The sequence below is a fragment of the Corynebacterium pseudopelargi genome, from assembly GCF_003814005.1.
In the GTDB taxonomy this organism is placed as follows: Bacteria; Actinomycetota; Actinomycetes; order Mycobacteriales; family Mycobacteriaceae; genus Corynebacterium; species Corynebacterium pseudopelargi.
In genome coordinates this window covers 1,771,106-1,790,817 of sequence record NZ_CP033898.1, presented here as the reverse complement: position 1 = coordinate 1,790,817, position 19,712 = coordinate 1,771,106, and the positions used below count along the sequence as shown (strand labels likewise).

General features: G+C 58.1%; 13 protein-coding genes. 9 read left to right on the top strand and 4 right to left on the bottom strand.

The features are described from left to right. Window positions 1-11 precede the first annotated feature (11 nt). From CPPEL_RS08350 to CPPEL_RS08325, 6 genes are read left to right on the top strand one after another with little or no spacing between them, the layout of a single operon-like run. A complete protein-coding gene (locus tag CPPEL_RS08350) occupies window positions 12-893 on the top strand; it encodes a TIGR02569 family protein (protein ID WP_123960681.1) in 882 nt (293 codons plus the stop codon). Window positions 894-898: 5 nt separating this feature from the next. Next, on the top strand, window positions 899-4,018 hold the full coding sequence (locus tag CPPEL_RS08345) for an ATP-dependent DNA helicase (RefSeq protein WP_123960680.1): 3,120 nt from the start codon (window positions 899-901) through the stop codon (window positions 4,016-4,018). Further along, entirely contained in the window at window positions 4,015-7,218 is a 3,204-nt protein-coding gene (locus tag CPPEL_RS08340; RefSeq protein WP_123960679.1) for an ATP-dependent helicase, read from the top strand. Before CPPEL_RS08345 ends, CPPEL_RS08340 begins: the two co-directional genes overlap by 4 nt. Before the next feature lie 57 nt (window positions 7,219-7,275). After that, complete coding sequence (locus tag CPPEL_RS08335; protein ID WP_123960678.1) at window positions 7,276-8,349, top strand: potassium channel family protein; 1,074 nt, start codon at window positions 7,276-7,278, stop codon at window positions 8,347-8,349. Further along, a complete protein-coding gene (locus CPPEL_RS08330; protein WP_123960677.1) occupies window positions 8,349-9,053 on the top strand; it encodes an NAD(+) diphosphatase in 705 nt (234 codons plus the stop codon). The genes CPPEL_RS08335 and CPPEL_RS08330 overlap by 1 nt, the downstream gene beginning before the upstream one ends. Beyond that, on the top strand, window positions 9,050-11,092 hold the full coding sequence (locus CPPEL_RS08325; protein WP_123960676.1) for an ATP-dependent DNA helicase UvrD2: 2,043 nt from the start codon (window positions 9,050-9,052) through the stop codon (window positions 11,090-11,092). The genes CPPEL_RS08330 and CPPEL_RS08325 overlap by 4 nt, the downstream gene beginning before the upstream one ends. On the opposite strand, the gene CPPEL_RS08320 is transcribed toward CPPEL_RS08325, so the two are convergent. Beyond that, on the bottom strand, window positions 11,089-11,922 hold the full coding sequence (locus tag CPPEL_RS08320; RefSeq protein WP_123960675.1) for a hypothetical protein: 834 nt from the start codon (window positions 11,920-11,922) through the stop codon (window positions 11,089-11,091). The genes CPPEL_RS08325 and CPPEL_RS08320 overlap by 4 nt on opposite strands. Window positions 11,923-11,959: 37 nt before the next feature. Between CPPEL_RS08320 and CPPEL_RS08315 the strand changes: the two genes are divergently transcribed. Next, a complete protein-coding gene (locus tag CPPEL_RS08315; protein ID WP_123960674.1) occupies window positions 11,960-12,433 on the top strand; it encodes a M48 family metallopeptidase in 474 nt (157 codons plus the stop codon). 9 nt (window positions 12,434-12,442) lie between these two features. On the opposite strand, the gene CPPEL_RS08310 is transcribed toward CPPEL_RS08315, so the two are convergent. Then, window positions 12,443-13,804: a zinc-dependent metalloprotease gene (locus CPPEL_RS08310; protein WP_123960673.1), complete on the bottom strand. Its 1,362-nt coding sequence runs from the start codon at window positions 13,802-13,804 to the stop codon at window positions 12,443-12,445. Window positions 13,805-13,916: 112 nt separating this feature from the next. On the opposite strand from CPPEL_RS08310, the gene CPPEL_RS08305 reads away from it, so the two are divergent. Next, a complete protein-coding gene (locus tag CPPEL_RS08305) occupies window positions 13,917-14,966 on the top strand; it encodes a YlbL family protein (RefSeq protein ID WP_123960672.1) in 1,050 nt (349 codons plus the stop codon). Window positions 14,967-15,031: 65 nt separating this feature from the next. Here the strand turns inward: CPPEL_RS08305 and CPPEL_RS08300 are convergent, their stop codons facing one another. Beyond that, window positions 15,032-15,706 (bottom strand): hypothetical protein, encoded by a 675-nt coding sequence (locus CPPEL_RS08300; RefSeq protein WP_245990424.1) that lies wholly within the window; start codon window positions 15,704-15,706, stop codon window positions 15,032-15,034. A 193-nt stretch (window positions 15,707-15,899) separates the two neighbouring features. Continuing rightward, entirely contained in the window at window positions 15,900-16,421 is a 522-nt protein-coding gene (locus CPPEL_RS08295; protein WP_123960670.1) for a PPA1309 family protein, read from the bottom strand. A gap of 234 nt (window positions 16,422-16,655) precedes the next feature. Here CPPEL_RS08295 and CPPEL_RS08290 point away from each other — a divergent pair, with 234 nt between their 5' ends. After that, on the top strand, window positions 16,656-19,619 hold the full coding sequence (locus CPPEL_RS08290; protein ID WP_123960669.1) for a UPF0182 family protein: 2,964 nt from the start codon (window positions 16,656-16,658) through the stop codon (window positions 19,617-19,619). Window positions 19,620-19,712: the final 93 nt, after the last annotated feature.

The following is a 19,712-nucleotide window of genomic DNA, read 5'->3' as shown; positions in this document are numbered from 1 at the left end:
GAAAGATCCCCATGCAAGCCCACAACACGCAGCTCCCGGAACATATCCGCAACGCCTTCCACGCTTCAGATGATCAGCCCCAGCGCCTCGGGGCGTGCTGGGACTATGGCTGGAAAGTGGGCTCTGTGGTGTTTGCCCAGGCTCCCAGCCCCAATCGAGCCGTGTGGTCTGCCAGGGTGCGCGAGAAGCTCGAAGTAGAGCAATTGCGCATATCCCAACCAATCCGATCCACCGATAGCCGATTTATTAACGCCGGTTGGCGGGCCACCACCTTTTTAGAAGGCGAGCCCGCAGCCCGCGCCGATGAGGTGGTGGCTGCAGCACTTCGCCTTGATAGCGCTTTGCAGCATGTTGCCTTAAGCGATGCTCTGCGCGATGTTGATGCAAGCGATCCCTTCTCTGTGGCCGATCATGCGGCGTGGTCGCGTGATCCTGCCGCCGCGGTGATGGCGCTTTTTGGCAAAGGTGCAGGTGATAGAGGCTTCGAGGCTACGCAGCGGCGAACTCGGCGTTCGATGGCCATGCGCATGGTGGATCAGCTTGCTCCCAGGTTGGTTGAGCTCGACGTTGATGTGCAGGTCTGCCACGCCGATATGTTGGCCACCACGGTCTTTCAGGGCACCCAGGTGCCAGGTGTGTGCGACATTGTGGGTGTGGCCAGGCCTTATGGCTATTCTGCTGCCTTGGCCGCCTTTGATTCGATGGTGATGCAGGCCAGTGGTGAGGCGATCGTGCACCGTTTTGCGCATGTGGAGCACTTTGCCCAGATGGTCGCCCGTGCGGCGATCTATCGCTTGGTGCTGCACGGTATTCACCCAGAGGCAAAATCGAACAGTAGTTCTAAATTAGAGCAGGCCTGTACATCGCTCATCCGGGGTGGTTTGCCACAATAGGGCACATGCCAGAACCTAGTCCCGCTCCTTCTCCACTTTCTCTCAGGGCTGAAGTATCGGGTGCATTCAAACCACCGGCAACCCCAGAGGTAACGCTGGTGGCAAGCCACAGCAGCGCCCGGATCCGGGAATGGGAGCTGCCCTTTTTCCAACAGCCTCGCGGCACATGGAGGCTGCAAGGCCCAGCCGGATCTGGCCTGAGCACCGCATTAATTGACTTTGTGGCAACGCAAATCATGCAGGGCAGATCCGCCCGGGAGATCTTGGTGGTAACCGCCTCTAAGCAAGCCGCCGGCAGGTTCCGCAGCGCGGTGGCCGATCGCCTGGCCACCGCAGGCCATAGCGACTATGTTGCCGATGCCACCATGGTGCGCTCTATCCACTCTCTGGCCTTTGCGCTGCTGCGCCAAAGCACCGATCAAGATATCCGCCTGATCACCGGTGCCGAGCAAGATAGTGTGATCCGAGAATTGCTCCTAGGCCAGCTCGATGCAGGCCCTGCGGCCCTTGCTATGTGGCCGCCTGCGTATCGCGAAGCCGTGGGCTTTGTAGGCTTTGCCCGCGACCTGCGCGATTTCCTCCTGCGCGCTGCAGAACGCGACCTTTCTCCGGAGCAATTGCAAAGCCTAGGCCAGCAATATGGCCAAGCAATTTGGTCTTCTGCGGGCGCTTTCTTAGATGAATACGAGCAGGTGATGAGCCTTGGATCACCGCACAACTACAGTGCCTCGGAACTAGTGGCCAAGGTTCCGCGCGAAAGCCTTGAACAACACCCCTGGTCCATCATCGTCGTTGATGATGCCCAGCACCTTGACCCACGTTCGGCAGAGCTGATCCAAGCCCTCATGGTGCAGGCAGAGACTGCCATTATCGCCGGGGATCCACAGCAATCGGTGTTTAGCTTCCGCGGCGCCTCGCCATTGTGGCTAGAAAATCTGCCAGTACCCAAAGGCCATGACATTGTGCTGGGGCCTTCACATCGCAACCCCCAACGCCAAAAGGTGCTGTGTAACAACCTTGCACGCGAGCACACCTTTATTGCCAACACGCTGCGAAGAGCGCACCTGATCCACAAGATCCCCTGGCAAGACATGGCCGTTATTGTGCGCGAGGCAAGCGCTATCGCCCCGATTCGGCGTGCGCTGCTGGCAGCAGGGGTTCCAGCGGCAGTGGACGCCACAGATGTGGTGTTAAGCGAAGAACACATCGTGGTGGCCATGCTGCTTGCGCTGCAAGCACTCGATAGCAAACTCATGCTGGCCGACGTAGAAGCACTCGTGCAAGGCCCGATCGGTGGCGCAGATGCCATCACCATGCGCAGGCTGCTCAGGGGATTGCGCCGCGCCGAGCTCAGCGCCGGCGGATCACGCCGCGCCATCGAGATGCTCGCGCAATTACTGCAACCGCAGTGCTATCCCGAAAGCGAGGACCTTGCCTGGGCCACCGCCTATCTTGGCCCGCGCGAGATGGAGATCCTAGAAAGAATCCAGAAGGTACTCCACGCAGGCGAACAGGCCGTGGGCGTAGAGCAGACCCTTTGGAGCATCTGGGAGGCCACCGGTTTAGGCGAACACCTCCTGGCGCAAAGCCTGCGCGGAGGCGCCATCGGTGCGCAGGCCGACCGCGACCTGGACGCCATGCTTGCGCTTTTCGACGCCGCAGGTGACTGGGTAGAACGCCGCCCGCAGGGCAGTGTGCGTGGCTTTATTCGGCACATCCAAGAACAAACGCTGCCCACCGGCGTTCGCGATCGCCGCATCGAAGCCCCAAAGGCAGTGCAAATCCTGACAGCACACGGGGCAGTAGGCCAAGAGTGGCAACTTGTGCTTGTCGCAGGCATCCAAGAAGGCACCTGGCCTGCCCTGGAACAAAGCGACACCATCTTCAAACAAGCAGCGCTGACAGACCTCATCGATCGCGGCATCGAACCAGGGCTGCCCACCTCAAGGCTGAAAGAACAACTGGATGAAGAACGCCGCCTATTCCACCTCGCCTGCACCAGAGCAAGCGCTCAACTGTATTGCACCGCAGTAGAAGACCCAGAGGCAGCAAACGGCGAACCCTCCCAGTTCTTCGAGTCCTTCGATGCGCCCTTGCTGCACCATCAACCTGCGCTCCAAGCCGAAGGTGCGGAACAAGACGCAGCCGAAGGCGCTGCAATGCCACGCAATAACCGGCTGCTTAGCGTGCCGGGCTTGGTAGCAGAACTCCGCCGCGTGCTCGGATCCCCTGATGCCTCACAGCGCCAGCGCCAACAGGCCGCACGCCAACTCGCACGCCTTGCCCAGGCCGGAGTCCCCGGTGCCCACCCGGGGCACTGGTGGGGGATCGGCGGTGGGTCGTCGAAAAGCCCGCTGGAGGTGCAGACCCTATCGCCTTCCAAACTTGAAACAGCACTGCTGTGCCCACTGAAAGCCCAGCTCGGCAACGTCGATGGAAATTCCGCCGCCATGCAAACCGGCACGCTGGTACACGCCTATGCAGAGGCCGTGTCCACCGGGGCTGATCCTTTGCAGGCGCGTGAACTCATCGCGCAGGCCCACGCAGCACAACTCGAAGGGCCTGATTGGGCACGGAAATCCAGCGAAGCCACCTTCAACCAGATGCTCGATCGCCTCGATGCCTGGCTTGAGGTGCACAACGCCGGCGATACGCTCCAAGGCGTGGAAGTGCCGGTGAATGTCGAAGTGGAACCGGACTTAAGAATCAAAGGCAAGATTGACCGGCTCGAACGCGAAGGCGATGGCCTTTTGATCGTGGACTTTAAAACGGGAAAGACACCCCCTGCAGCCAAAGCAGTAGAAGAGATGCCGCAGCTTCTGGCCTATCAACTCGCCCTTAGCCGAGGAAGCTTCGAACAAGGGCAGGTGCGCACGGCCAAAGGCGATGGAGAAGAAGTCGAAGGTGCGGTGCTGGTGTATCCAAAAAATACATCGGGTCGCATTACCCGCGAACAATCCAAACAAACACCAGAGGCACTAGAACAATTCGCCCAACAGCTACCCGCGGTGCTCGAATCGCTGCGCGGTCCTGTGCTTGAAGCGCGAGAAAACCCCATGTGTACTCACTGTGCCCTGGCTAGCATTTGCCCAGTACAAAACCCAGAAAGTGGCGTTGCGTCATGATTAACCCAGTGCAACTTTCCCAATACCTCGGCCAACCATACCCACCCACCACGCAGCAGGCCGCCGTGATCGGCGCGCCTTTGGCATCATCACTGGTGGTTGCTGGAGCAGGTGCTGGCAAAACCGAAACTATGGCGGCGCGAGTGGTGTGGCTGGTAGCCAATGGGCTTGTGGCACCCGAGCAGGTATTAGGGCTGACCTTTACCAATAAAGCCGCGCAGCAACTCGCACAACGCATCAGTGGTCGTTTGACCACCCTTCGGCAATCGGCGCACTTTGATGAGCTCGACGCACTCTTAGGGGATGAACAATCCTTAAGAGCAACCCTCGAGGTGATCGCGCCGACGGTAGCAACCTATGACTCCTTTGCCGGGCGCTTGGTGCGCGAATTTGGTTTGCTACTACCGGTTGAGCCCTCGGCCCGCATTATCAGCCGCACCGAGTTAATGCTGATCGCCCAACGCGTGCTCAAAGAGTATCGCGGGCCGATCAATAGCAACCTGGCCTTTAATACCTTGGTGTCGCGTCTGGTTGACCTCAACGCCGAAATGGAAGCCAACCTCGTTGAACCACAGGCGATTCGGGAAGAAACACACGCCCTATTTGCCGAAGCAGACGCCGTTCCCACTGGCCGGGAATCTATCAACAAAACAGCCACGGAGTATCTGCAAGCCCAAGAAGTCCGGCTCCAGCTCCTACCGGTAGTAGAGCAATTCCGCAGCTATCTGCGCGAAGAAAAGCTCATGACCTTCAACCAACAAATGGCGCTGGCTGCCCGCTTGGCTTCTGAACACCCGGAGGTGGGTGCTGCGATGCGGGAGCGCTTCTCGGTGGTGCTGCTGGATGAATACCAAGACACCAGCTACGCCCAAAGAGTGCTGCTATCTGCCCTGTTTGCAGAAAGCCACGTGACTGCCGTGGGTGATCCCATGCAGTCGATCTATGGCTGGCGCGGTGGATCCGCATCGAACCTCGAACGCTTCCCAGAAGACTTCCCGCACGAGGGGAAACCTGCAAAGAAATACGAGCTCACCACCAGCTTTAGAAACCCCAGCAGCGTGCTCACCCTGGCTAACCAAGTGGCCACATCGATCCTTGGATCCGCACACAACCCCAAGCGCTTGGTGCAGCCGCTAGAACCGCTGCCCAATCAAGGCCCAGGTTCAGTGGCGCTCGGGGCGTTTCCCACCAGGGAAGAAGAGATCGCCACGGTGGCTGATGCGCTGGCACAACGCTATTACCAGCGCGAAAGCGATACACCTTTTACTGCTGCGGTATTAATGCGCAAGCAGCGAGATTTCGCACCCATGGAACAAGCGCTGCGTGAACGCGGCGTGCCGGTAGAAGTGGTGGGGCTTTCCGGCTTGCTCACCATCCCCGAGGTAGCCGATATGTTGGCCATCGCCTCGATGCTGGTGGATCCGGCCGATAATCGCGCCAGCTTCCATGTGCTAGCTTCTGCGGCCGTGGGCCTTGACGCCGCAGATATCAAGGCACTGCAACGCCGCGCCAATGAGCTTGGCGGCAGCAAGGAAATCAACACCGAATCCATTGCAGATCCCCTAGAAAAGCTCAAAGCCCAAATCCAGCAGGTGCTGCAATCCGACCAGGAGAACCTCGCGGGCCTTGCCGATGCGGTTGCCGATATTGGTGATGCCCAACGCATCGGCTTAAGCCCCGAAGGTGAATTGCGTGTGCGCGATCTTGCCGCAAAGTTGCGCTTCTTGCGCGCCAGCGCCACCAATGTGGCCCTGCCTGATGTTTTTGCCAATATCGAGCGGGTATTTAATATCCGCACCGAGGTGCTCCAGCGCCCAGAACACGCCGGCCGTGTTGTAGGCACCACCCACCTTGATCGCTTTGCCGAGGTAGTGGAGGAATACTCCAGGCTCAAAGGGGCGACGCTGCCACAGTTTTTGCAGTACGTGCGCATGGCCATCGAGCACGATAAAGGCCTTGATCCAGGAGACGTGGAAGTGCACTCCGAGCGTGTGCAGATTCTTACCGTGCATAAGTCCAAGGGCTTGGAGTGGCAGCACGTTGCAGTGATGCACTGCGATAGTGATACCTATAAAGCTCGTACCGAAACGTGGCTGAAGCAGGAACACCGGATTCCTTCGGCCTTGCTTGGCGATGCCGATGAAGACGATCAGAGCATGTTCGGCTCTCCGGTGCTCAGCGAGGTGGATACTGAAACCAAAGCGGCGTTTGCCCGAAGCCTCGAAAGGCATCGTGAGGCGTTTAAACAGAAAAACGCTGCCGAGGCGATTCGCCTCTTTTATGTGGCGATGACTCGCGCAGAAGACTCGCTGCTGCTGACCTGCTCAGAAAAGCCACCCTTTGAAGCATTTGAACAACTCCACGATGTGGTGGATGCCGACGCTATCTTGCGTTGGGAATTCAAGCCCGAAGATGGCAAAGAGCAACAACTACCCCGAAGTGCTGTGTTTCCTCAGCCCCTCGAACCGAAGGGTGCTGATGAAGTAATGGCTGCCTTGGAGTCATTACCGGAGTTGATCCAAGACGGCGACTTGTTCCAGACCTGGGAACAAGACGTGAGCGCCATTATCCAGGAACATAAGGCCCTGGAAGCGCCAAGCGTGGAAGTGGCATTGCCGCGCGAACTCACCGCCACCGATTTGGTGAGCTTAAGAGACAACCCCGAACGATTTGCCAGGCGTAAGCGCAGGCCAGTGCCCTTTAAGCCCAATGAATATGCCAAACGAGGCACGGCCTTTCATGAGTGGATCGAGCGCCAATTTGGCCAGGCTGCGCTGCTGGATGAGCAGGAACTCGCCTTTGGTGAAGAATATGTAGAAGAAAACCTCGATCAGCTCAAAGAACACTTCCTTGCCTCCGAGTGGCTTGATCGCACCCCGGTGGCCGTGGAACAGCCCTTCGAGGTGGCCATTGGCCGCCATGTGCTGCGCGGGCGCATGGATGCGGTATTTGCCCAAGATGATGGCTTTTTGGTGGTGGACTGGAAAACGGGGCAGCTTCCTACAGCTCAGGAGCGAAAATCGGTGGAAATGCAGTTGGCTGTCTACCGGCTTGCCTGGGCTAAGCTGCAAGGTATTGAGCCTGAGGCAGTCCAAGCGGCCTTTTATTATGTGAGCAAGCATGAGCTTCTGGCTCCCCAACACCTGCCCGATGCCGAAGAGCTAGCGCAGCTCTTGGAAGCACAGAATCCAAAACGGTAGGGTTTGCCAGGGGCAAGTGAATAGAGATCACCCGATGAATGGAGCAGAGTCAAGCAGATGACCCAGCGTGACCAGGAGCGCTTCCGCCCGGAAGTGGAGTTAAACGAGCTCCCCGAGCACACGTTGCTCAATGTGATCCGCATGCCGGGCAATGCGGCAATGAGTCCGGTGCGCCTTATCGCGCGGCGCTTTGGCTATGCGCTCGGGTTGATCATCATGGTGGCACTGGTGGTCTACTTTGATAAAGACGGCTACTCAGAGCACCTCACGTTTGTCGATGCCCTCTACTATTCGGCAGTCTCGCTGTCGACCACCGGCTACGGCGATATCACCCCGGTGACCCAAGTCGCCCGCCTGATCAACATCATCATCGTTACCCCGATCCGCTTGGCCTTCGTGATCCTCTTGGTGGGCACCACCTTGTCGGTGCTCACAGAAGAATCAAGAATGGCCTGGAAGATCCAGCGTTGGAGGAAGAATATGCGCAACCACACCGTAGTCATCGGCTACGGCACCAAGGGACGTTCCGCTGTGGCAGCTTTGCTTGCCGACGGCGTGTCTCCCAACGAGATTGTGGTCGTAGATACCGACCCGACGGCACTGGAAATGGCCAATAACGCCGGTTTGGTGAGCGTGAATGGCACGGCCACCAAATCCGAGGTGCTCAAACTTGCAGGCGTGCCCAAAGCCAAGGCCGTGGTGGTTGCTCCAAGCATCGACGATACGGCCGTGCTGGTCACCCTCACCGTGCGCGAACTCTCGCCACATGCGTGGATTGTGGCCAGTGTGCGCGAATCCGAAAACCAGCACCTGCTTGAGCAATCAGGTGCCGATTCCGTGGTGATCTCCTCTGAAACTGCCGGCCGAATGCTTGGCCTTGCCACCGTTACCCCTTCCGTGGTGGAGATGATGGAGGATCTGCTTTCCCCCGGTGAGGGCTTCTCTGTGGCCGAGCGTCCCGTTGGCGAAGATGAAGTTGGTGCCAACCCTCGCCACCTGGCAGATATCGTCCTAGGCGTGGTGCGATCAGGCGAGCTCTACCGCATTGATTCCCCCGAAGCCGAAACGGTAGAACCCGGCGACCGCCTGCTGTATGTGCGTCGCGTGTTTAGCGACGATATCCAGCAATAATGCCCCAAAAGCAGTGGATTGTAGGCCCCAACGGCGAGTTGCCGGTGGATGCCGATGGGCAAGCGGTAGCCATCGATAGTGATCAGCCCGATCAAACACAGCCCCACATACGCCGCGTCAGCGCGCAGGAGGTGCGTGCGCTGACCGGTAAAGCGCAGCGCTGCTTCGATGCTGAATCCCTAACAGTGGTTGCGCACCTAGCCAATGAAGAAAACCTCCAATTTGATCCGCTCAGTGGACTTCCCTTAACACCGCACCCCACCCGGGCAGGTGTGAAGCGCACCGCCGAAGGCACCATGGTGTTTCCGCGAATCGACCCGGCGGTGATTGGGCGAGTGCAACTAGCAGGCACCGATTACATTCTGCTTGGGCGCAATGCTCAGCGTTCGAGCTATTTCTCGCTCATCGCCGGCTATGTGGATTTAGGCGAGACCTTTGAGCAGGCCTTTGCTAGGGAAGTGCTTGAAGAATCCGGCCGAAGGCTATCCCAGGTGCAATATCTACGCAGCCAACCTTGGCCTTTTAGCTCTTCAATCATGGTGGGAATGCATGCAATCACCAAGGATGAACAACAGGTCACAAGCACCGATGGTGAGTTGCTTGAAACCCGTTGGCTTAGCCCCGATGAATTACGCCGTGGGGTGGTGCCCTTGCCCGCTGAAGGTTCTATTGCTCATGCCTTAATCCAGGAGTGGTGTTCGTGATTGATTTAAGCCAATTAGATGCCGATCAAAGAAAAGCCGCCGAGGCTCCCCGTGGCCCGGTGGCGATTCTGGCCGGCGCTGGAACAGGCAAGACACGCACGATTACCTACCGCATTGCCCACCTGTGCGATCAAGGGCTGACAAGCCCCCAGCGCGTGCTGGCTGTGACCTTTACCAACCGCGCCGCCAATGAGATGCGCCACCGCCTGCACCTCATGGGCATCGGAGGGGTACAAGCACGCACCTTCCACGCGGCAGCAATGAAGCAACTGGGCTATTTCTGGCCCCAGGTGGCTGGCACGATGCCATGGAAACTGCTCGATAATAAATTCCCGCTTGTGGCTCGAGCCATGCGCTCGGTGGGTCTTGATTCCTCCACCGAACAGGTCCGCGATGTGTTATCCGAGGTGGAGTGGGCAAAAGCTGCCTTAGTCACCCCAGAACGCTATGTGGAAGCAGCCTCAAGCCGAAGCACACCTGTAGCAAAAGAAAAGATCGCCGAGGTGTACTCCAGGTACGAGCAATCCAAGGTCACCGATCAAGGAATGCTGCTGGATTTCAATGACATCATCATCCAAGCTGCCGGCGCTATTGAACATTCGCCGGCCATTGCCGAGGAATTCCGCGCCCAATACCGCACCTTCGTCGTCGACGAATACCAGGACGTTACGCCCTTGCAGCAACGCCTGCTCGATGCCTGGTTAGGCAATCGCGACGATCTGACCGTGGTGGGCGATGCCAACCAAACCATCTACTCGTTTACCGGCGCCACCCCGGACTACCTGCTGGATTTTTCAAGAAAATACGAAAACTCAGTCGTGGTGAAACTCCAGCGCGATTATCGCTCCACCAAAGAAGTAACCGATCTTGCCAACCAAGTCATCGGCAAAGCCAAAGGCCGTGTGGCAGGAACTCGCCTGGAGCTGCGCGGCATGCGCCCGAGTGTGAATCACGAGCCGGAGTTTGATCAATACCCAGACGATCCCTCAGAGGCGCGTGCGGTGGCCTCAAAGGTCAAACAACTGCTAGCCCAAGGCATCCCGGCTTCTGAAATTGCCGTGCTCTACCGCATCAATGCGCTTTCGGAACAGTTCGAGCAGGCCTTTAGCGAAGCCGGCATCGACTACGAAGTGCGCGGCGGCACCGAATTTTTTAAACGCCGCGAAATTAGAGAAGCCCTTGCCGCACTTGCCAAAGCCGCGCAGCGCCCCGAACTAGCCGAAGAACCCCTGCTGCCTACCGTGCGCAATCTGTTATTCCCCCTTGGGCTGGAACAGCAGGAGCCAACCGGTGCCCAGGCACGCGAACGCTGGCAATCCCTTCGCGCATTGGCAGATCTTGCAGAAGAATTCGCCCGCGCCGATGCCACACTGGATCTGCAGGGCTTGTTGCTGAAATTCCAGCAGCGCGCCGAGGCGAAAAACCCACCGAGTATGAATCGAGTGACGCTGACTTCTCTGCACTCTGCCAAGGGTTTGGAGTGGGACGCGGTATTTTTAACCGGGTTATATGAATCCATGGTGCCGATCCGCCAAGCCATCAAGGCAGGCGAAGACGCAATTGAAGAAGAACGCAGGCTGCTGTATGTTGGCGTGACCCGTGCGCGCGAACGCCTTTATTGCTCTTGGAGCCTCGCTCGCCAGGAAGGCGGCAAAGCCAACAGGCAGCGCAGCCGCTTTCTTGATGGCATTGCCCCAACAAGCAGCGCTGCGGCGATACCTGGCCGGGCACAAAGAAGAAAAACCTGCCGGGTCTGTGGCAGCGTGTTGGTGACTGCTCAATCCATGATTGTGGGGCGCTGCGAAGATTGCCCCGGTGACAATGAGGAACTGTTCCAAGCACTTAGAACATGGCGCCGCGAAGTGGCCATGGAGATACAAAAGCCGGCCTATGTGGTGTTTAGCGACGCCACCTTGCGCGCTATCGCAGAAAAAGCCCCAACAACTGAGGTGGAACTCGGCAGCGTATCTGGCGTAGGCGAAGTCAAACTCGAACGCTTTGGCCGCGAGATCCTAGCGATTGTGGAGGACTTCGCCTAAGCCTTCTGCGCCCAGCACAGCGGGCACAGCGAATACTGCTCGACAACGCGGTGGCACACCTTAAAGCCATTGCACACCAGCTCTAAGCCTGGAGTGGGCATAACCCCACTTTGGCCAGGGGAGGGGTTGGGTATTTCTAGGCCTCTGATCAGCGCTAAAAGCGCTGCCGCAGTAGCCAGGCGCGCCGGGGCTTCTAAGCCTGCGGCGCTTGTAGCTTTGCGGAGCCGAGCCCAAAGCGGATCGCCAGCAGTGCGCAGCAGATCAGCACATAGGATACATGGGCCATGCCCACGCAGCCGAAGCGGGCCGATCACACCGGCGCCGTCGATGGACTGCACTGGAAAGACGGTGGATTTTGTGGCCAACAGCGGCACTAGCTCTGGGGTTTCGTGCGGGGCGAGCACCACGATGGGGGTGTCGGCTGAAGCAGACTCAATCAGGGCTGCACTATCTTTGGCGCGTGTTCTTATCCGCCCTCGCAATTCGCGTCGCAGGATTCTGCCAATACCTGCCAATTCCCCGACCAACACAACAGGGCCTTCTCTTGGTGTGGGGCGCAAAATGCCGTGGACGAGGAGGTCGTCGATAAGCCCATAGGCCTCGCTGAGGCTATAACCCACGTGCTGGATGCGCTGGGCTAATTGCTGGTGCGTGGCCGGTTGTTCGAGCACCTCGCCGAGTTCTCTGGCCCGACCAGGTAAGGTTTCCACGATGCCAGCGCGCGTGGCGTCGAGGCCGAATTGCAGCTCGTGTGCGCTGCGGCGCAGTAGCGATGCCGATGGGCTCAAACGCAGCACGCGTTGCGAAGAATTGGCTCCCCCCGAAGTCATAAGCAATACCCTAACCCCTAATCCAGGAGGCCGCAGCATGGAAGTAGAAATTATTCGATCCAAGCGGCGCAAAAAGACGGTGGCGGCACGAGTAGTTGATGGGCGCATTCAGGTGCGGGTGCCTGAAGGGATGAAGCCGGAAGAAGAAGCCGCGGTGATTGCACAGTTGCGGCGCAAACTAGAAAGCCAGCAGGATCAAGCAAGCCTGCAGCACAAGGCAGAGGCATTAAACCACCAGTACCTCCAAGGCCGTGCGCAATGGAGTGCGATCCGGTGGGTGAGCAATCAACAGCATCGTTGGGGCTCATATTCGCCCCAAAGCGGAGAAATCCGCATTTCAGATCGGCTGTATGGTGTGCCGGAATATGTGTTGGACTCGGTGATCGTGCATGAATTGGCCCACAGCATTGAGCCCAACCACTCCAAGGCCTTTTGGGAGCTCGCCGGGCGCGTAGCGCATGCAGAACGCGCCCGGGGCTTTCTTGAAGGGTTGCAGTACCGCCAGGGCTAACCCGATTGCCTAGGGGGCTTGTGGGTCGTCTTTATCCTCTGGATCCTGTGAGTCTTGTGGATCTTGGTTTTGATCCTTGTTGCCTTCTTGCTCAAGCAACTTTTCTAACTCGTTGATCTCTGCGATCGGATCAAAATCATCACCTAAGAGGCCGTCGATAAATTCGGCGGAAGATTCCAAGTCCTTGGCTTCTGGCAAAAGATCTGGGTGATCCCAAATGTGATCGCGGCGCTCAGTTCCCACGGCCACATCTACTCGGCGCCACAGCTCGGCAGCTTGGCTTACCTTCGGTGCAGCAATATCGATGCTGACCACCTGCGAGAGCACTTTATCGGCCGAGCCTCCGGTGGCGCGGCGCCTACGCCAAGCCTCGGCAAGGGCGCTGGCTGCCGGCATCCGCTGGCCAAGAGCCGTGGCAGTGACGTGATCAACCCATCCCTCAATCAAAGCCAGCAGGGTTTCCAACCGTGCCGTTGCTACCTGATTGCTGGACGTAATCTTTGGGCTCAGATCCATGCCTTGTAGCTGCGCCATGGCATCTTGAATGGCTGCGGGATCACCGGAGTCGAGGTTGAGTTCTCGAACCGTTTCTTCAATATGCGAAGTATCAATCGTTAGACCCGCCGCGTATTCCTCCACGCTGGTCACAATCTGCTCAAGCAACCACGGAACGTGGCGGAACAGGCGCTGCCTAGCAGCCTCGCGGGCACTGAGGTACACCATCACATCCTGCGGCGTTTGGCCAAGTGCCGCAGTAAGTTCGCTTAGGTTCTTCGGCAGCAGCGCGGTGGTGCCGGCTGGTGCTACCGGGAGGGCGAAATCAGATCCCGCGATGGTCTGGGTAGCAAGATCGCCTAAGGCATTGCCCAACTGCATGCCAAAGTTCATCGAAGACATCTGGTTCATCACCTGCAGCATGGGGCCGACCATCTCGCGGGCTTCTTCCGGCATGGAATCAAGCTGGGCTTGGTTCATTTGCTCGGCCACTGGGGTAACTAGGCGCTTCCACATAGGCAAGCTCTGCTCAAGCCAATCGGTGGCATTCCAGGCCTGGACCTTATTGCCCGATGCGGGCAGGATGGTGGCATCGTCTAACCACAGCTCTGCCAGGCCAACGGATTCCTCCACCGCGCGCTCATCGCTGCTGCTGACGGGCGTGACCTTGCCAAGCTGCTGGCGTGCGATCCTTTCTGCAAGGGCGTAGTTCACGGCTCCTTGCCCCTCGGGGGAATTCATGGTTGATCCCATGCCCGAGAGCATCTGACCAAACTGGTTGAGCATATCGCCCAGTCCACCCATGGGGTTGTTCTGGTTACGGTCATCATCGTTATCGCCGATGTTGAAAGAGAAACCAAAGCCGTTATTCTTCATGGTCTTTAGGCTACCGCCTTAGACGCGGCAGGTGGCAACGCTGAGAGCGAACAAGCCTTTTGCCTTTGCCCTGCAACAAGCTTGGGGCTTGAAGCAGGTACGCTGTGATGCTGTGAAACGTCGCGCACGAACTCTCATCCTCGGTGCTTTACCCATGGCGGCATTAAGCGCCCTGATCGTCATGCCGAATATCCCCGGCACCGATGTGCATTTTCTTGTGCCCTACGCCATCGAAGCGCCAGGGCCTACCTTTAATACGCTCGGCAGCGTAGAGGGCAAAGAGGTAGTAGAGATCGAAGGTGCGCCCACTGATCCCACCAATGGGAAATTGAATATGACCACGGTGGCAGTCAGCAGCGGCATTACCTTGCCTCAAGCCATCGCCGAAGGACTCTGGTCGAGCAACACCATGGTGCCGATCGAGCAGATCTTCCCTCAAGACGTCAGCCCCGAAGAACAGCGCGAAGTCAATAGCGCAGACTTTGCCGCCTCTGAGGCTTCTGCAACAGCAGCGGCAATGCACTACCTTGATCGCCCCCTTGCAGTAGAAGTAGCGCAGGTGGTTCCCGATGGGCCTGCCGCTGATCAGTTGGAACAAGGCGATGTGATCCTAGCGATTGATAATCAACAGGTTTCTAGCCCCAAGCAGGTCAAAGAAGCGGTTGCCGATCAAAAACCTGGCCAAAAATTAGCGCTGAAGGTCAAGCGCAAGGATCAAGAACAAACCATCGACGTCACCCTTGGCTCGCACCCAAACAATGATGCGGCATTTTTGGGCATCGTGATGGCCCAAGTGCCTGCCGATGGCATGAAGGTGACCTACAACCTCAAAGATATCGGTGGCCCCTCTGCAGGCCTGATCTTCTCTTTGGCGGTAGTAGACAAGCTCGACCCAGCAGATATCACCGGCGGTGCCTTCGTGGCAGGCACCGGCACGATTAACGAGGAAGGCAAAGTCGGCCCCATTGGCGGGATTCGCCATAAGATCGAAGCCTCCAAAGATGCCGGTGCCGAGGTGTTTTTAGCGCCAAAGGGCAACTGTGCAGAAATTGATGCAAAAACCAGCGAGGGTATTGAGGTTGCTGCCGTGGGCAGCCTTGAAGAGGCAATTGATGCACTCAGCGCCCACCAGCGCGGAGAGGCCATGCCTACCTGCGGCTAAGCACAACATGAAACGAGGGTGAACCTGGCATCAGGCTCACCCTCTTTTTTTGCTTTTCTAAGGTTTTAAGAATCCGAAGCGGTGTCGTTTTGATCGTCACCGTCGTTTTGATCCTGGGCATCGGCTTCTTCTGATTCAGTTGCCGCAGAGCTCGAGGCCTCGGAGCTTGCGGCCTGCTTCTTTTCGCTTTCTACTACCGCAGGGGCTTGGAGCAGATCGAGTTCTTCAATGCGCTCTTCTGGATCTTTTTGGTCGGTAGAAGTCATCTGCTGCAGCACAGTGCCTTCTTCGTTATCCACCACGGTGATCACAGCGGTGCTACCCAAGGTATTCCAACCCACTACAGCGCGGCCGGTGTCTTTGACTACTCGGGCGCTGCGCAGCTCGGTCAGCAACTGCGTCATAGACGCGGCTTTGCTCTCAGAGCGGGAGAATTGGAATTGCCCAACATTCGGCCCGGAGCAATCCATGGCGTTTTTCACCCCGGCGGGCTCACAGGAATCAAAGTCTTCAAACACCGACTCCGGTGCCAGGGTGCCAAAGGCCTCCTTTGCTTCAGCCACCCCTTCTTTTTCCTTTTCTTCCTTGGATTCGCTGCTGCTGGTGGTGGCGGTGCTTTGGCTCGAGGTCTCGCTCGTGCTGCTTTGCTCGGTGGTGTCCTCGTTGCTATTGGTGCAGGCGGCAAGCGGCAGCATCGCTGCGGTGGCGAGCGCAATGAGGGGGCGGGCAAGAGATTTCACGAGGCGTCTCCTTGAAGTAATTGGGCAACATTGATTATTGGTGTATCAGGTCAAGCCTATACGAGCCTGCTGTTCGCACATGTCACCTCCCGCAGAGCCCAAAGCAACAGCGCAAAGATCACAGGCCCGCCGAGCAGGCCGATCCGAAAGCCCGGCAGCCCGATCTAGCAAGCCCAGCAGCCCTACCTCAAGCCTATTGGGCAAAGGACGCCTGCAACGCCGCAATCACCCCGGGTGCAACACCAGGGCCGCCGCGCAATTCCACCTCGTCTTCGGCAAAAGCGCCCTGAGCTTCGAGCTCTTCTTCACTTGGGCGAAGCTGCAGCAGGGTCAGTTCGAGGCCTTCTTCGCTGGCGGCTTGGCTGATTACACCGGAAAACAGGCGCGCCGGGGCAGGTTCGGCGCCCTCCACCGAGGCGTCGCGGAACATGATTTCTTGGGCAAGTACGGCACCTACGACCCCCTGGGGCCATTCGATGCGGGTGATGTATTCGCCCAATTCCTCGGAGCCGGGTTGGATGTGCTCGGGCAGATTGTCTTGCACCACTAAGGCCAGGGGAGCGTCGTCTGCTTCGAGGAGGTCTTCGCCGATGAGTTCGCGGGGCACCAGGGCAAAGAGTGTGGGTGGTGCGTCCCAGCCTTCGGCGTGGATGAAGTCGACGGCTTCAAGCATTGCTTTGTTGAGTGCTTGCTGCGGGTAGTTGGGTATCTCCATGGTGTTTCCTTCAATTCTTGCTGCTTTGCACCCCACCGCATTCGGGCTGGTGAATGCCGTAGAAGATGATCGCGTGGGGCGTCGAAAAGCGAGCGAACGCTCTGGATCATCCTAAAGGTGGACTCTGCGTGATCGTCCCGTAAACTGGGGCACCACTATTACATCTAGATTGTCCCACGCCATGGCGATCCACCGTGGCTGGAACACACCTGGCATCGATACAAGGAGTTGGCGTTGGCGCCTCGGCAAAACAAAGCGAACGCGAAGAAGCGATCTTCGCGCAAAGTGGCGAATCTGATCGCCTTCGTGGTGATCCTTTTCGCACTGATACCGCTTTTTATTGGCCTGTACACCGACTGGCTGTGGTTCGGGGAGGTGAACTTCCGCAACGTCTTTTCCAAGGTGCTGCTCACCCGCATCGGGCTCTTTTTCGCCTTCGGCCTGCTTGGAGCAGGAATTACCTGGCTGGCGGGGATGCTGACGTATCGTGGACGCCCCGATGAGTTAGAAGTGCTCGGCGCTAACGGCCCGGTAGGGGAGTACCGCAAGGTCATTGATCAAAGTGTGCACCGTCTGCTGTTGGTCCTGCCCCTGGTGGTTGGCGTCATTAGCGGCTTTTTGGGCCAAAGGAATTGGCAAACCGTCCAACTGTTTTTCAACCGCCAAGATTTCGGCGTGCAAGATCCCCAGTTCCACATGGACTACGGCTTCTACGCCTTCACTTTGCCCATGCTGTGGATGATCGTTGGCACCCTCTCGGTGCTGGTGGCCTTGGCCTTCTTCATCGCTTTGGTGGGCCACTACTTACTTGGCGGCATCCGAATCGGTAATCAAGCCACCGGCGTCAAGGGGCATGTAAGCAACTACGCCCGCGTGCAACTGGGTGTCACCGCAGGCATTTGGATGCTGCTGCGCGTGGCCTACTACTGGCTGGATCGCTACGGGCTGCTCGAGCGCCAGCACGACACCTTCACCGGCGGTAGCTACACCGATATCAACGCGATGCTGCCGGCCAAGATCATCTTGATGGTCATTGCCGCGGTGGTGGCCTTCTCCTTCTTCTCTGTGATCGTGCTCAAGGATCTGCGAATCCCCGCGGCTTCCACCGTGCTGATGGTGTTAAGTGCTGTGGTGATCGGCTCAGTGTGGCCGCTGATGATGGAGCGCTTCTCCGTGCAGCCCAACCGCGCGGAAAAAGAATCCGAGTACATCTCTCGCAATATCGAAGCCACCCGCTTTGCCTATGGCATCACCGATGATCAGGTGACCTACTTGGATAACTGGGGTGCCGATGGGGCAAGTGCCGAAGCCGTTGCCTCCGATGAGGCCACCGTTTCGAATATCCGCCTGCTCGATCCTGAGATTATTTCGCCCACCTTCACTCAGCAGCAGCAGTTGCGTAACTTCTATGGCTTCCCCAAATCGCTGCAGGTAGACCGCTACACCGTTGATGGTGAATTGCGCGACTTTGTGGTGGCAGCCCGCGAGCTGGACCCCCAAGCGCTGAAAGAAAACCAGCGTGACTGGATCAACCGCCACACTGTGTACACCCACGGCAATGGCATCGTGGCCGCCCCTGCCAACCAGGTGGATGAGGTTGCACGCGATGTGGGATCTGCTCGTGGTGGTTACCCGGTCTACACCGTCTCGGATCTACAAAAGACCAATGATGAGGCCAAGAAGATCGGTTTGGCCCTCGATCAGCCGCGCACCTACTTCGGTCCGGTCATTGCCAACGCCCCCGATGGCGCCGATTACGCAGTGGTGGGTTCTGCCGATGGCAATTCGGTGGAATACGACACGGATGCTGAGACCTACACCTATGAGGGTGAAGGTGGCGTGAACATTGGCAATATCTTCAACCGTGCCGCCTATGCGGTGCAGTACCAGGAGTTGAACCTGGTGCTTTCAGAGCGCGTCAATGAAAACTCCAAGATCATCTACAACCGCGATCCCCGCGAGCGCGTGCACAAGGTGGCCCCTTGGCTGACCACCGATAAGACCACCTACCCGGCCGTGATCGATGGCCGCATCAAGTGGATCGTGGATGGCTACACCACCTTGTCCAGCCTGCCCTATGCCGAGCGCACCTCGCTGACTGAATCCACCAATGATTCCTCCGAGGCCGTAGGCGATGGCCAGCAGCGCTTGGTCACTGATCAGGTGGGCTATATCCGCAACTCCGTCAAGGCAGTGGTGGACTCCTACGATGGCTCCGTTGAGCTCTACGCCTTTGATGAAAATGACCCGGTGCTCAAGGCATGGGAGGGCGTATTCCCTGGCACGGTGAAGTCGAAGTCGGATATCTCCGAGCAGTTGATGAACCACCTGCGTTACCCGGAGGATATGTTCAAGGTGCAGCGTGAAATGCTTGCGCGCTACCACGTCAGCGATGCTCGCGAGTTCTTCACCAACGACCGCTTCTGGTCTGTGCCGAACGATCCTTCCGCTAAGGAAGGCAAGAACGAAAAGGCTCAGCCTCCGTACTATGTGGTGGCCTCTGATCCTGAGAGCAAGAAGGCTTCCTTCCAGCTCATCACCCCCTTCCGCGGCTTGCAGCGTGAGTACTTGGCCGCGCACATGACGGTGACGTCGGATCCCGATAACTACGGCAAGATCACCGTGCGCGTGCTGCCTACCAACACCTTGACCCAAGGCCCGAAGCAGGCGCAGGACACGATGATGTCTTCCGACCAGATTGCCTCCGACCGCACCCTGTGGAAGGACACCAACGATCTGTATAACGGCAACCTGCTGACCCTCCCGGTAGGCGGCGGCGAGATCCTTTATGTGGAGCCTTTGTACTCGCAGCGCAAGGGACAGGAATCGGCCTTCCCGAAGCTGCTGCGCGTGCTGGTGTCGTATCAGGGCAAGGTTGGTTACGCGCCCACCATCTCCGAGGCCTTGAGCCAGGTGGGTATCGACCCTAAGGCAGCCCAGGACCTCAGCGAAGCCGAAAAGCTTGAAGATACGTCCAGCGCTGCTTCCTCCGATGAGGAAACGGATGCGAAGTCTGAGCAGAAGCCCTCTGCGCCCGCCAGCGGCTCCGGCAGCGAAGGCGAGGCCATTGGCAAGATCAATAGCGCTTTGGACAATCTGCGCAAGGCCCGCGGCGGCAGCAATGAGGAATATGGTCGCGCCCTTGACGAGCTAGACAAGGCCGTCGAGGAATACCAAAAGGTAGCCGGCCAGCAATAAGCTGCTTTTCGACGCCAACCCCACGCACTTCCAGCGTCTGAGCAGGGAGTTTGCGTGGGGTGTGGTGTTCTGTGTAGTGTTATCACACGTTGC

What these genes read in the sequence shown, in the direction of transcription:
- CPPEL_RS08350 (WP_123960681.1), top strand. Translation starts at nt 12, where the DNA reads ATGCAAGCCCACAACACGCAGCTCCCGGAACATATCCGCAACGCCTTC.
- CPPEL_RS08345 (WP_123960680.1), top strand. Translation starts at nt 899, where the DNA reads ATGCCAGAACCTAGTCCCGCTCCTTCTCCACTTTCTCTCAGGGCTGAA.
- CPPEL_RS08340 (WP_123960679.1), top strand. Translation starts at nt 4,015, where the DNA reads ATGATTAACCCAGTGCAACTTTCCCAATACCTCGGCCAACCATACCCA.
- CPPEL_RS08335 (WP_123960678.1), top strand. Translation starts at nt 7,276, where the DNA reads ATGACCCAGCGTGACCAGGAGCGCTTCCGCCCGGAAGTGGAGTTAAAC.
- CPPEL_RS08330 (WP_123960677.1), top strand. Translation starts at nt 8,349, where the DNA reads ATGCCCCAAAAGCAGTGGATTGTAGGCCCCAACGGCGAGTTGCCGGTG.
- CPPEL_RS08320 (WP_123960675.1), bottom strand. Translation starts at nt 11,922, where the DNA reads ATGACTTCGGGGGGAGCCAATTCTTCGCAACGCGTGCTGCGTTTGAGC.
- CPPEL_RS08315 (WP_123960674.1), top strand. Translation starts at nt 11,960, where the DNA reads ATGGAAGTAGAAATTATTCGATCCAAGCGGCGCAAAAAGACGGTGGCG.
- CPPEL_RS08310 (WP_123960673.1), bottom strand. Translation starts at nt 13,804, where the DNA reads ATGAAGAATAACGGCTTTGGTTTCTCTTTCAACATCGGCGATAACGAT.
- CPPEL_RS08295 (WP_123960670.1), bottom strand. Translation starts at nt 16,421, where the DNA reads ATGGAGATACCCAACTACCCGCAGCAAGCACTCAACAAAGCAATGCTT.